This window comes from Kitasatospora sp. NPDC101176 (genome assembly GCF_044768035.1).
In the GTDB taxonomy this organism is placed as follows: domain Bacteria; phylum Actinomycetota; class Actinomycetes; order Streptomycetales; family Streptomycetaceae; genus Kitasatospora.
Genome location: NZ_JBIWPA010000016.1, coordinates 22,969 through 36,409 on the forward strand (window position 1 = coordinate 22,969; position 13,441 = coordinate 36,409).

The window sequence follows — 13,441 nt, forward strand, 5'->3', positions numbered from 1 at the left end:
CTCGGCTCCTCGCTTTCGAGTGGGTTTTTTATATATTTGTTGCCGCGCTCGGGGGGGGGGGTGCGTGGGGGGCGCGGGGCCCCCCCCGGCCCCCCGCCACCGACCTTTTCCGCGAACATCCACTGCGCGCCCCGGCGTTGTGCCACCATGAGGACCCCTGAGGGGCAGGCCGCCGCCGATCTCGGCCGTGCCGCCCTGCGCCGAACACGTCGAGCTGGGGGCGAGAAGTGACCGGGGGCTCGAACAGACCGGACCAGGCGTGCCCGGTCTGCCACCGACCGGACGAGGACGCCGAGTTCTGCCCGGACTGCCGGTGGCGGATCACGGGCGAGGTGTTCCTCGGCGAACCCGGACCGGACGACCTGCGCCGGGAGCAGGAGGCGCTCGCCGCGGGCCGCGCCGCCTGGGACGAACGGGCCGAGGCCCTCGCGGCCGCCGGGCCCGAACCGGGCCCCGAGCCGGGCGGGGCCTGGGACCGCCTGCTCGAGGAACTCGTCGAACTCCCCGGAGCCGTCATCTGGTTCGTCGAACTCGGCGACGAGCGGGTCGGGCTGATCAGGGCCGAGGCGGACGCCAACGGCATCCCCCTGGTCACCGAAGCCGGCGGCACCGCCTGGACCGACCTCCTCCCGGCCTTCGCCGAGGACCCCGAGCGGCGCGCCTTCCAGCTCGCCGGCGGGATCGGCGACCTCCCGCCGGTCGACCGCACCGCCCTCGACACCGCCGTCCGACGACTGCTGACCACCCTGCTGCCCACCGGCCCGCGCCAGCGCACCGTGCTGCTCGACCAGCGCCCCGACTGGCCGCTGCTGGCCAGGGCCGCCGCCACGGCCCGCACCCTGCGCGCCCCCGACGCCGAACTCGCCCCCGCCCCCGGCGGCGTCGCCGGGGTGCGCCGGCTGCTCCGGGGCGCACCGCTGCGCCGGGACCACGCGCTGGTACTGGCCGGCGTGGACGCGATCAGCGGAGCCGTCCGGCCGGAGGCCACGCTGCTCTTCCCGGCCGGCGCCCGGCTGAGACCCGGGGAGACCGTCGCCGTGCCCGTCACCGTGTACGGCTCCATCGAGGCGGACACCCTGCTCACCCTGCCGGTGGTGACCGCCGGCCACGGCACCCGGCACGACGCCGTGTCCGCCCACGGCGTGCGCCTGCCCGCGCTGCGCGCCGCCAACCTCACCTTCGTCCTGCACGGCCCCGGCGAGGTGGAGGTGCTGCTGCCCGACGGCACCGCGGCCGAGCGGATCCGCGCCGACCTCGACACCCTGATCGAGGGTCTCCCGCGCAGCCTCGCCCGGCCGCCCCGGCTGCAACTCCTGCTCGCCGTCGAACTCTGCTACGCCACCTCCCCCGACGAGGTCGCGGCCCGCGTCCGCCACGCGCGGGAGCTCGTCACCGCCCTCGCCGACCCGGCCGCCTCCGCGGCCGGCGTGGACGTCGCCCTCGTCGGCTACTACGACCACCACATCCGCGAGAACCGCTACACGCCCCGGCCCACCCTGCTGGAGACCCTGCCGCTCGGCCCGCCGGCCGCCGCGCTCGCCGCACTCGACCGGTGGGAGCCGGTGCGCCGCGGCCAGGACACCGTCTCCGCCCTGGAGGACGCCCTGAAGGCGATCCGGCTCCAGGCGGCCACGCCGGCCTGGGCGGCCTCCGGCCGGCTCCGCCCGCAGCGCACCGTGCTCGTCCTGGGCGCCCGTCCCCCCGGCGAGCCCGCCCAGCAGGGCCGGGTGCCGGCCTGCCCGCTCGGGGTGGACTGGCGCACCGAGTTCACCGCCCTGCGCGACGCCGGCGTCCGGGTGCTGACCCGGCGCGACGGACCGGTCGGCCCCCGGCCCACCGACCGGTCCCGCCAGACGGTCTGGGACTACACCGAACTGAGCTGGTGCGCGCTCGGCGCCGACGGCGCCCTTCCGCCCGACCGGCCGCCCGCCGCCACCGCCCACGACCTGGTCCCGACCTGGCACGTCGACGGACCGCCCTGCCGGCTGGCCCTGGCCCGCTCGCTGCTCTGACCGACCGTCCCGCCGAGGAGACCGCCGATGTCCGACCACCCCACCGACCCCGTGCCCGGCAAGGGCCCGGTGCCCGACCGGGACGCCCCCGCCTGGGAGAGCCCGCGCGCCGCGGGCGCGCCCGGCCTGCGCTACGGCCCGCCCGCCCCGGCGCCGCAGCCGACCGTCGTCGACGGCCACGCCGCCCCCCACGGCGCCTTCCCCGACGGCTACCTGCCCCCGCTCGAGGTGCCGGTACCGCCCGGCCAGATCGGCCCCGACGGCCCCGGCGCCGTCCGGATCGGCCTCTGGGGGGCGCCACGCTCGGGCAAGACCACCTACCTCTCCGCGCTGCCCATCGCCGCCCTGCAGCACGCCCGGCACGGCAAGGGCCGCTGGGTCATCAGCGGCATGACCCCGGAGGCCGGCGACTTCCTCAACCGCGGGGTCCGCCTGCTCGCCGTGGACCGCGGCTTCCCCGGCGCCACCACCGGTGCGCAGGGCATGAGCTGGGCCTTCCAGGGCGAGGAGCCCCGGATGATCGGCGGCACCCGGCAGGTCGGCTTCGTCCTCGACATCCACGACGTCAGCGGCGAGTACTTCCGCCCGGAGCACCCCCAGCACGCCGCCATCGTCGACCGACTGGCGAACTCCAGCGGCCTGATCTACCTCTTCGACCCCCTGCTCGACCGCGAACGCGGCACCCAGAGCCTGGAGTTCTTCTACGCGACCCTCAACGCGATCACCAGCCGGGTCCGCGACCGGCGCGGCATGGCCGGCGGCCGGCTGCCGCACCACGTCGCGGTCTGCGTCGCCAAGTTCGACGACCCGGAGCTCTTCCGGCCCTCCGTGGACGCCCGCTGGGTCACCCAGGACGGCGTCGGCGCCCGGATCCCCCGGGTACCGGCCGAACAGGCCGCCGGCTACTTCGCCTGGATCTGCGACACCTTCCGCGGCTCGACCGCCACCCTGGTGCGCGACGCCCTGCACACCTACTTCCACCCGAACCGGATCACCTACTACGCCACCTCCGCCATCGGCTTCCGGCTCAACCCCGACGGCATCTTCGACTACCGCTTCTTCGCCAACGTCCAGGACGTCAACGGGCAGCCGCAGATCGCCACCTCGCCCAACCCGATCAACGTGCTGGAGCCGCTGGTCGACCTGGAGCGGCGGATCCGCACTCGCCGGGTCAAGCTGCGGTGACCGGAACGCAGCGGCCCGGCGCCGCCCCCGTGACCGTGCACTGGGCCGTCCTCGGCAAGTACCCCGGGCGGCCGATGGGCTACGAGATCCTCGGCACCAGCCTCGATCCGGACCGCGCCGGGCGCTACCTGTGGGGCGCCCAGACCGGCACCCCGGACGTCCGCCACCCCGAGGAGACCGGCGGCCTGCCCTGGCGGATCTTCCTCAGCGGCGTCGAGGGCGAACGGACCGCGGCCTGCGCCATGGTGGAACAGGACTGGGACCGCAGCAGCCGGGACGGCACCGGGGCGCCGATCATCACCTCCCGCCTGCTCCTGCTCGAATGGCCGCAGGCCGCGGGGGCCGGCGTCAGCTGGTCCGGCCTCGCCTCGGCCGCCGCCGGCGTGCGCTGGCCGCAGCCCGGCGACCCCCCGACCGGGCCGCCGCTGCAGCTCGGCCTCCACCCCGCCTCCGCCGCCGAACTCGCCGCCGTCATCGAGGACGTGGGCTTCGACTGGGCCGCGTGCGTGGCCGCCCTGCTCACCGACGGGCACCACGTCACGCTCACCGGCGAGAGCCGCAACCTGCCCGGCCCGGAGCGGCGGGTGCGGATCGTCGACGCGATCGCCGCCCTGCTGCCCTACGGCTGCCGCAGCTGGCTCAGCGCCGCGAACTGGACCGGCGAGGCCGAGCACTGGGTCCAGCTCACCTTCGCCGAGACCGCGCGCACCGGCCGCACCGCCGTGCGCTACGGCCACCCCGCCACCCCGCCGACCGGCCACGGCGCCGCCGCCTACCTCGCCGAGCTGAAGCGCCTGCGCGCCAAGGGGCTGACGACGGCCGACCTGATCCGCCACCTGCTGGCCGCCACCACCCCGTTGCGGCGCGGCGACGGCCCCGAGATGCTGCGGGCCCTGCGCGAGCTGGACCTCGCCGAGGCCGTGCTCGCCGAGGTCCGCGAGGGCCGCGGCCGGATCGAGGACGTCGCGCGGGCCCTCGGCCTCGGCGGAGCCGCCCGGCTCGAACCCGAACACCGCCGGGAGCTCTTCCTCTTCCTCGCCCGTGCCGCCGCCCCCGTCGGCAAGACCCCGCGCGACGAACGGGCCGTCGACCTGCTGCACGCGCACCGGGCGCCGGAGCTCCCCGGGTGGCTGGCCCGGGCGGTGCTCGCCGACGCCGCCCACGGGTTCGAGCGGTGCTTCGCCTGGCTCGACCTGCTCCGCGAGCTGTACGGGCCCGGCTCGGCCGAGTTCGCGTCCATGTTCACCACCGTGATCGACCCGAGCGGGCCCGCGCCCGCCGCCGTGTCGCACTCGGCCTGGATCGCCACCGTCGTCCAACGGGCCCAGAAGGCCTACCGCGCCGAGGCCGAACCCGCCGCCCACGTCCTCGTCCGGTACCCGGAACTCGGGCGGGCCTGGGCGCACACGACGATCGGCCACGGCGGCCCCGACCCGGACGTCCTCGTCCACCTGCTGCACGCCGCCGAAGGCGAACGGCTGCGGACCACGACCGGCTGGCTGCGCTTCACCGCCTACCTGTGCGGCATCCTCGACGAGCAGGGCCTGATGGGCCCCAACGACGCCGCGGACTTCGCCCGGGGGCTGCCCGCCACGCTCTGGCCGGCGATCCTCGAACTGGCCGTGCGGCACCACCGCCCGCTGACGCTGCTGCACCTGTGGGGCCCGTACTGGGAGGTGGCGCTCGGCCCCCGCGGCCAGGAGCTCGCCACCCTGCTGGCCCGGTACGCCGAGAGCCTGGAGGAGGACGCCGGGTCCTCGCGCGCCGTCTGCGCGGCGGACCTGGACCTGCTGCGGCTCGCCGCCTCCGACCACGAGGTCCCGCTCGGCGGGCTGGAACGGCTGCTCGCGCGGGAGCCCGTGCAGCCCGCCCCCCGCACCGGCGCCCACGGCCGCGACGCCGGCTGGGCCGGCCGCTACGCCGGACGGCTGGCGGACCGGCTGTCCAACGCCGCCTCCGACCTGCTGTGGCAGCGGGTGGTGGAACAGGTGCTCGGCAACTGGCCCGACCCGGCCCGCTCCCCCGTGCTGCGGCGGCTGGTGGAGCGCCAGGCGCGGGGCGAGGAGGCCGTGGTGAAGGCCCTGGACAAGCGGCTCCTCACCGGCGACGCGGCCTGGTTCGACCTGGACCTGCCGCCCGCGGTGGTCACCGCGCTCGAACAGCGGCCCGGCAGCCGCTGGATCGTCCTCCTGACGAGGATCCGCCACGCCGCCCGCGGCCCGGCCGACCCGGACGTCCTCGCCGCCGCCCTGGTCGAGGCCCACCACGGCAGGTTCCCCGTCGACCTCACCGCCGAGGTGGTGCCCGCCCTGGGCGGCTGGAGCGCCCGGCAGGTGGACCGCCTCGCCGCCGAACTGTGGCGCCAGGCGCAGCCCCTGGCCGAGCAGCTGTACCAGGGCATGCTGCACACCACGGCGGCCGCGCGGCTGCGCGTCGGCCTCCTCGACCACGGCCACCAGGAGCTGCGGCGCCTGGAGTACGCGCAGGAGGTGCTGGCCTACGACGGCTACCGGCCGAAGGACCCGCCCGCCGGCCCACCGCCCCAGCCCTCGCGGCCGCCCACCGACCGCCGCGGCCTCCTGCCCTGGAGGTTCCGCAGATGACCCGCAGCCCCGCCCCGACGCGCCGCCGGCCCCGCCGCTCTCCCCCGGGGTGCGCCGGATGACCCTCGCCATCGACGTCGGCACGCGGTTCGTCCGGCTGGCCCACCCGGGGCCGGACGGGCTGCCCGCGCTCGCCGACCTGCCCGGTACGGTGCCCGGCGAGGGCCTGCCCGTGCCGGTCGGACAGGACCCGGCGCAGGTCCTGGCCGCCGCCTGCGCGGCCTTCCGGGAGCGGCACGGCCCGCCCGCACAGGTCGTCCTGGTGGCGGCCGAGGCGATGCCGCCCGGCCACCTGCGCCAGGTCACCGCGGCCTTCGGTGCCACCGCGCCGGTCCGCGAACTGCGGCCCGCCACGGCCGTCCTGGCGCTGCTGCGCCACCACGGGCCAGCGCTGGACGGCACCTGGGCGGTCTGCGTGCTCGGCACCGCGGCCGTCGAGGTCAGCGTGTGCGTCGTCGCCCCGCGCAGCGTGGGGGTGCGGCGCTTCGTCCGGCACACCCCGGACGGCGGGCTGGGCTCGGCCTTCGACGCCGCCCTGCTGGACGCCGCCGCCCCGGACGGCGGGCCCGGCGGCGCCTCCGACGGCGGCGCCGGGCTGGAGGCCCTGCGGGTGGCCCGGTCCGTGCCCGGCGCCGCCGCCCGCTGGGACCGCACCGTCGCCCGGGCCGAGCGGCAGCCGGCGCGCTACGACGACACGCCCGTCCTGTGGATCGGCACCCGGGAGGTCCCGGCCGGGGCGGCCCGGCGGGCCCTGGCCGTCCTGCGCGAGCAGGTCGGCCGCGCGGCGGCCGAGTCCGGGCTGGACGACCTGCCGGTGGTCGCGGTGGGCGGCCCGGCCCGGATCCCGGCGATCCGCCGCGCGGCCGCCGGGGCCGGCCGGGAGGCCGCGCTGCCCTCCGGGACGGACCCGGCCCTGGCCGCGGTGCTGGGCGCCGCCCTGGTGGCCGCCGGCCGCGTCGACCCCGCCGACCGCTACCCGTACGAGGTGCTGCTGGGGGCCCGGCTGGTCCGCCACGGCCGGCTCGCCGCGACCGAGGTGGTGCTCTGCGGCCCGGGCCGCCTCGTCCCCGGCGGCGCGACGGTCTTCGCCGAGCGGGACGGCCGCCGGCTGGCCGTCGGGGGCGCGGGCGCGCACGCCCGGGAGGCCGAGGTCCGGGTCCGCGACGCCGCGGGCGGCCGGGCCGTCCGGGTCGGCGCCGTGACGCTGCCGGCGAGCGCGGAGGGCGAGCGGTTCCACGTCGGCATCGCGATGGCCGCGGGCGGCCGGACCCGGCTCGTGCTGCGCCCGGTGGGCGGCCACGGCGAACCGCACGAACACCCGCTCGGCGACCTGCCGGGCGTCGTCGAGGGAGAGTCCCGGTGAAGCGATCCGCACCCCTGGCCCTGCTGGCCGCCCTCCTGCTGGCCCTGCTGCCGGCGCTCGGCGCGCGGGCCGACGCCGCGGGCGGCAACCCGACGCGCGGCGAGATCTACCGGTCACTCGGCCTGCAGCACCAGCCGGCCGACCACATCGTCCTCGTCGACACCTCCCCGTCGATGGCCCAGCAGGGCCGCTACGAGACCGTCCGGCAGACGCTGCGCACCTTCCTGTCCGGACTGACGTCCGCCGACCACGTCGCCCTCTACACCTTCGACAGCACCGTGGTGCCCCGCTACATCGGCGCCGCCGACGACCCGGCGGCCATCCTGGCCCGGTTGCCCGCCGCCCCGCCGGCGAAGGGCGACACCGACATCGGGGCGGCGCTCGACGCCGCCCTCGCCGAGCTCGAACGCGGCGACGCCCTGCCGGTCGCCTCCGTGGTGCTGATGACGGACGGCGAGAACGCCCCGCCGACCGGCACCCGCTACCCGACCGCCGGCACCACCGCCTGGACGGCCGCCCTGCACGAGCGCGCCGCCAAGCTCGCCGGCCGCACCGACCTGGTCGGCTACGCCCTCCCGCTGGCCACCGGGGCCACCGGCGCCGGGCTGCTGCGGCAGGTCGTCACGGACACCCGTGAGCTCGTCCCCGGCAGCATCCAGGACCTCGGCGCCTACCTGCAGCGGGCGGGCGACGACACCCGGCTGCGCCAGGCCCGCGCGATCCTGGCCGCCGACCTGGGCCAGGGCGTCGACGCCGCCTGGACCGGGCCCGACACCCTCGACCTCACGCACGGCGAGGTGGCCGGCGCGATCACCTTCACCTCGCGCACCGGCCACCTCCCGCTCACCGTCGAGGGCCTGGGCGCCACCGTGTCCGGCGGGCGCTTCCGGGTGTCCGGCCTGCCGACGTCGCTCGCCCTGGAACCCGGCGCCGGCACCACCGTGCCGGTGCGGATCGGCGGCGGCTTCGACGACGGCCCGCTGACGCCGCGGCACGTCGCGCACGCCGACGCCGTCCTGCACCTGACCGGGGCGGTCGGCTCGCCCTGGCAGCCCGCCCTCGCCCCGGACCTCCCGCTCAAGGTGCCCGCCGCCCTGCTGCACCCGGACCTCCCGGTGCGGGTCTCCGCGCAGGTCGGCTCGGCCGCGGCGCTGCCGCTGACGGTCGGCGTGCCCCTGCTGGTCCTGCTGCTGCTCGGCCTCGCGTGGCGGCGGGTGCACCGGCCCCCGCTCGACGGCGTCCTGCTCGTCGAACCGGCCTTCGGCGGGCGGATCCCGGAGCGCATCGCGCTCTCCGGCCGCCGGGTGCGGCTGCGCCCGGCGGTGGGCGGGTCCGGGCTGGTGCGCGGCCGGCGGCGGCGCACCGGGCTCGGCTCCCGGATCGACCTCAGGATCCGCTACACCCCGGACGGCGACCCGGCCCGCGCCGGCACCGTCACCTGTGCCCCCGACGGCCGGGTGGTGGTCGCCGGGACGGCCTTCCTCTACCGGCGCAACGGGTCGCAGGGCCCGACGGCCGTCACCGAGCCGGCCGGGTGGCGGCCGTGAGCGGCACCGCTGCGCGGGTGAACGTCGCCGCCACCCGGGTCGGCACCCGGGCGCTCGGCCCGGGGCTGCGCTCGGTGGTGTGGGTGCAGGGCTGCCCCTTCCGCTGCACCGGCTGCATGTCCCCCGAGTGGATCCCGGACCGGCCGGCCCGTCGCGTCGCCCCCGGGGACCTGGCCGCCGAGCTGCTGGCGGACGACCGGGTGACCGGACTGACGCTCTCCGGCGGTGAGCCGATGGCGCAGGCCGCCGCCCTCGCCGAGACCGTCGACCGGGCGCGCGAGCGGCGCGACGTCTCGGTGCTCTGCTTCACCGGGTACCGCCTGGAACGGCTGCGCGACGCCCCGCCGAACCCGGGGGTGCGCCGGCTGCTCGACCGGCTGGACGTCCTGGTGGACGGGCTGTACGTGGCCGGGCGCAACGAGGGCCGCGGCCTGCGCGGCAGCGCCAACCAGCGCGTCCACCGGCTGCGCGGCCGGCCTGAGGAGGAGCCCTACGACTACGAGAACGGCCCGCGCAGCGCCGAGATCGCCGTCGAGGGGCCGACGGCGCTGCTGGTCGGCGTCCCGCCGGAGGGCCTGCTGACGGCCTTCGACACGGCGGTCGCGGTGGTGCGCCGGCGGCTGCGGACGGCGGACGGCCCGCACGACGGGCACGACGGGCACGACGGGAACGGGCACGACGCACGGCACGACGGGAACGGCAGGAGAGGGACGGGAGAGGGACGTGAGCGGTAGGAAGCAGATCCAGGTGGACGAGTCCCAGTGGTACCGGCTGCTGCGCAGCGCGGACGAGCTGAAGGTGGTCCGCCGGGACCTCCCCAAGCTGCTGCAGGGCGTGCGCGACCAGACCCGGGCCGACCTCGCGGGCGGGTTCGACGCGGTGCGGCGGCGGCAGGACCAGAGCGAGCAGGCCGTCCGCACGCTCAGCGCCCGCAACCGCGCGCTGGAGGAGGACACCAACCGGCGGCTGCGCGAACAGGCCGCCCGGACGCAGCAGCGGATCACCGAGGCGGCCGGCCGGCTGCGGGCCGAGGCCCACGAGCAGCTCGAACGGCAGCGCCTCGCGTTCGCCGCCGAGCTCGACGGGGAACGCCGCGAGCGCCGCGCCGAGATCGCCGGACTCGCCTCCCGGGTCGAGGTGATGACGCAGGACCGGGAGCACGCCCGGGAGCTGTCGGCGGGCTGGCTGACCGACGCCGAGGCGATCGCGGCGCTCGTCGCGGACACCCTTCCGCACGAGCGCCACGCCCCCGGCGAGCTGGCCTCGCTCCGGGCCCGCCTCGACCAGGCCCGCGGCAACCACGACCTCGGCCGCTACGACGCCGCCCTGGCCGTGGCCCAGGAGAACTACCTCGGGCTCAGCGAACTGCGGGTCCGGGTCGAGCAGGCCGACCTGCACCGCCGGTCCTGGCAGGCCGAGGCCGTCCAGGCGGTGCTGCTGGTCGAGCAGCAGGTCCGGCGCAGCGCGCAGCTGCCCGTCCTCGGCCCGGACCAGCAGGAGATCCCGGACGTGGCGCTGGACGTCGACTACTGGTCCGCCGGCGGGCTGGCGGAGCTGCGCGAACGGCTCGACGCGCTGCTGGAGCGGGCCCGCGCCGAGGAGACCGCCGCCGAGGAGGCCGAACGGATCTGCCGGGAGGAGGCACCGGCCCTGGAGATGCAGCTGGCCGACACCGTCCGGCGGGCGCGCCTGAGCCAGCTCGCCTCCCAGATCCGGGTCAACCTCGCCGACGAGGTGATCCAGGCGCTGGCCGAGACGGCCTTCTACAGCTACGTGGACGACGCCTTCGTCGACGCCGACGCCCGCGGGGCCCACATCACCCGGCTCCGGCACGAGAACGGCAACGAGATCGTCCTCGACATCGAGACCGCCGACCCCGCGTCCGGGCGCAACGTGATCCGGGTGATCTCGTCCGACCGCGACACCGAGTCGGAGGCCGACCAGCGCGCCCGGGCCGACGCGGTGCACCGGCTGCTCGCCGAGAACGGGCACCAGGCGCACGCCCCCGCGCCGCTGCCGCTGCCCCAGCCCGGCGCCCCCGACCTCAGGACCGACGACCCCCGCTACGACCTGACGGCGCAGCGGGAGCCCGGCCGCCGGCAGCCCGGACCGGGCGCGTGACCGCAATCCCGCGCGGCGAGCGCTTCCGGGACCTGCGGCTGAGCACCGACGAGCCGTTCACCGTGCTCTACGGGCCCGGCGTCGACGACGTGTTCGTCGACCCGGACTACGGGGTGCGCGCCCTGGAGGAGACCCTGTGGGGGCTGCTCCGGTCCGAGGGATACCGGCGGATCGTCTTCTCCTCGCTCAGCCGCCCGCTGTACTTCCGCGATCCGGAGTCGCGTCGGCTGAGCCGGCCGGGCTGGGAACGGGCGGAACCGGACGGGCGGGGCGGCGCCGCCGAGAACGGGCCGGCAACCGGGAAGGGCGGGAGCACCGCGGGTGGGACCGGCGCCGCCCCCGCCACCGGCCGGATGCGCCGGCTCCGCGGCCCGCTCGGGACCGTCCGGCTGCCCACCGAACCCGGTACCGGCCCCGGCTCGGCGGACGCCGCGACCGCCGCGCCGGCCCGGCCGTCGAGCGCCGTCGCCGATCCGTTCGCCGTGATGACGCACCTGGGCCTGCTGCGCCGGCCCGAGCCCCGCACCGCCGTCGTCTACACCCAGGCCGAGGAGATCCTGCTGCACAACCAGGCCTCGCGGCAGCTGGCCGCGGCGCTGGCCGACCGGGCCCAGGACCGGCTCGGCCACAACCGGTGGATCTTCGTCTTCCGCGCGTCGACGCTCGAGGGGGTCGAACGGACCGTCGCCGACCGCCGGGTCTACCCCGCGCTCGCCGCCTTCCTGCGGGCCGAGCTCGACCACCCCGGCCGCGGCGGCGCCTTCCGGATCGGCTACCCGGACGAGGCCGAACTCGGCCGCCTCGTCCAGCACCTGCGCCTGCGGGACCGGCTGCGGATCGGCGACTGGCGGGAGCTGGCACCGCTGCTGCGCTCCTTCGCCGACCGCCCCCGGCGGGCCTCCGCCTGGCGCGAGGACCTGCGCCGGCTGGCCGCCGACGGCACCCCGCTGGAGCGCCGGGCCGCCCTCGACCGCGGCCTGGTGACCGCGGTGACGACGGACGGCGAGAGCCCCTGGACCCGGCTCGACGCCATGCCCGGCCTGGCGCCGGTCAAGCGGCACCTGCGCCTGCTGGCCAACCGCATCGAAGCCGAACGGGCGCTCCCGGCGCGCCGCGACGCGGCCACCCAGCACCTGGTCTTCAGCGGCAACCCGGGCACCGGCAAGACGACGGTGGCGCGGCTGGTCGGCGAGATCTACCGCGACCTCGGCCTGCTGCGCCGCGGCCACCTGGTCGAGGCGGACGCGTCCGCCCTGGTGGCCGGGTTCGTCGGCCAGACCGCCGAACGCACCAACGCCCTGGTGGACCGGGCGCTCGACGGCGTGCTGTTCCTCGACGAGGCCTACGCGCTCCACGACCAGCGCGAGGGCTTCGGCCGGGAGGCGGTCACCGCGCTGCTGGCCAGGATGGAGAACGACCGCGGCCGACTGGTCGTGGTGCTGGCCGGGTACCCGGAACGGATGCGCGAGTTCATCGCGTCGGACCCGGGCCTCGACCGCCGGATCCGGGCGTGGATCGACTTCCCCGACTACGACCCGGCGACCCTGCACACCATCCTGCTCGGCATGCTGGCCGACCGCCGGATCCACCCGGCCCCGGAGACCGGGGAGTTGCTGTCCCAGGTCGTCACCGGCCTGCGCCGGGTCGCCGGCGAGGGGTTCGGCAACGCCGGCACGATGCGCCTGCTCGCCGACGACCTGTTCGACACCTGGGCCGGCCGGGTCCAGCGGCAGGTGCACCTGCCGCTGCTGCCGGCCGACCTGCCCGAACGCTACCGGGCGCACCTCCCCCGGCCCGTCCCCACCACCGGGGAACTGCTGGCCGAACTGGACCACCTGGTCGGCCTGCGCGACGTGCGCGAGTTCCTGACCGGGCTCACCGAACGGCTGGCGATGCGCCAGGCCCGCGGCCTGCCCGACACCACCGCCCCGCACCTGCTCTTCCTGGGCCCGCCCGGCACCGGCAAGACGACGGTGGCCCGCCTGGTCGGCCGGATCTGCCACACCCTGGGGCTGCTGCACACCGACGAGGTGGTCGAGGTGACCAGGGCCGACCTGGTGGGGCGCTACCAGGGCCACACCGCGGTGCGGACCAGGGAGGTGGTGCGCTCCGCCCTGGACAAGGTGCTGTTCATCGACGAGGCCTACAGCCTCGCCTCCGGGACGGACCAGGACGACTTCGGCCAGGAGGCGGTCGACACCCTGCTGCGCGAGATGATGGAGAACCCGGGGCGGCTGGTGGTGATCGCGGCCGGCTACCCGCTGGAGATGCGGCGCTTCCTGGACGCCAACAGCGGGCTGCGCTCCCGCTTCGGCCAGACCCTGCACTTCGACCACTACCCGACCGCCGACCTGGTGGAGATCCTGCGCCGGCAGGCCGCGACGGAGCGCTACCTCCTGTCGGACGGGGCCGCGCAGCGCGCCGCCGCGTGGTTCGACGCCCGGCGCGCCGCCAGCCCGCGGGACTTCGGCAACGCCCGGGCGGTAGCCGGGCTGCTCCGGGAGATGGAGACCCGGCTGGCACGCCGGCTGGGCCCGGACGGCTGGGACGGCGCCGTCGGGGAGCCGATCACCTTCCTCGGCGAGGACGTGCCGCCGGCCCGCTGACCCC

General features: G+C 77.3%; 8 protein-coding genes. All 8 read left to right on the forward strand.

All coding sequences use genetic code 11. The features are described 5' to 3' along the window. Positions 1-227 precede the first annotated feature (227 nt). The 8 genes from ACIRS1_RS21780 to ACIRS1_RS21815 are packed head-to-tail and all read left to right on the forward strand — an operon-like array spanning position 228 to position 13,437. Positions 228-2,012 carry a hypothetical protein gene (locus ACIRS1_RS21780; RefSeq protein ID WP_402842285.1) on the forward strand — a complete coding sequence of 595 codons (1,785 nt, stop codon included), beginning with the start codon at positions 228-230 and terminating at the stop codon, positions 2,010-2,012. Positions 2,013-2,039: 27 nt separating this feature from the next. Further along, positions 2,040-3,197 carry a hypothetical protein gene (locus ACIRS1_RS21785; protein ID WP_402842287.1) on the forward strand — a complete coding sequence of 386 codons (1,158 nt, stop codon included), beginning with the start codon at positions 2,040-2,042 and terminating at the stop codon, positions 3,195-3,197. After that, on the forward strand, positions 3,194-5,800 hold the full coding sequence (locus ACIRS1_RS21790) for a hypothetical protein (protein WP_402842290.1): 2,607 nt from the start codon (positions 3,194-3,196) through the stop codon (positions 5,798-5,800). The genes ACIRS1_RS21785 and ACIRS1_RS21790 overlap by 4 nt, the downstream gene beginning before the upstream one ends. Positions 5,801-5,858: 58 nt before the next feature. After that, positions 5,859-7,163 (forward strand): hypothetical protein, encoded by a 1,305-nt coding sequence (locus ACIRS1_RS21795; RefSeq protein WP_402842293.1) that lies wholly within the window; start codon positions 5,859-5,861, stop codon positions 7,161-7,163. Next, entirely contained in the window at positions 7,160-8,710 is a 1,551-nt protein-coding gene (locus tag ACIRS1_RS21800) for a VWA domain-containing protein (protein ID WP_402842296.1), read from the forward strand. Before ACIRS1_RS21795 ends, ACIRS1_RS21800 begins: the two co-directional genes overlap by 4 nt. Beyond that, on the forward strand, positions 8,707-9,444 hold the full coding sequence (locus tag ACIRS1_RS21805) for a 4Fe-4S single cluster domain-containing protein (RefSeq protein WP_402842299.1): 738 nt from the start codon (positions 8,707-8,709) through the stop codon (positions 9,442-9,444). Before ACIRS1_RS21800 ends, ACIRS1_RS21805 begins: the two co-directional genes overlap by 4 nt. Beyond that, positions 9,434-10,831 carry a hypothetical protein gene (locus ACIRS1_RS21810; protein WP_402842302.1) on the forward strand — a complete coding sequence of 466 codons (1,398 nt, stop codon included), beginning with the start codon at positions 9,434-9,436 and terminating at the stop codon, positions 10,829-10,831. The genes ACIRS1_RS21805 and ACIRS1_RS21810 overlap by 11 nt, the downstream gene beginning before the upstream one ends. Continuing rightward, positions 10,828-13,437, forward strand: a complete 2,610-nt coding sequence (locus ACIRS1_RS21815; protein WP_402842305.1) for an AAA family ATPase — start codon at positions 10,828-10,830, stop codon at positions 13,435-13,437. The genes ACIRS1_RS21810 and ACIRS1_RS21815 overlap by 4 nt, the downstream gene beginning before the upstream one ends. The last annotated feature ends 4 nt before the right edge of the window (positions 13,438-13,441 follow it).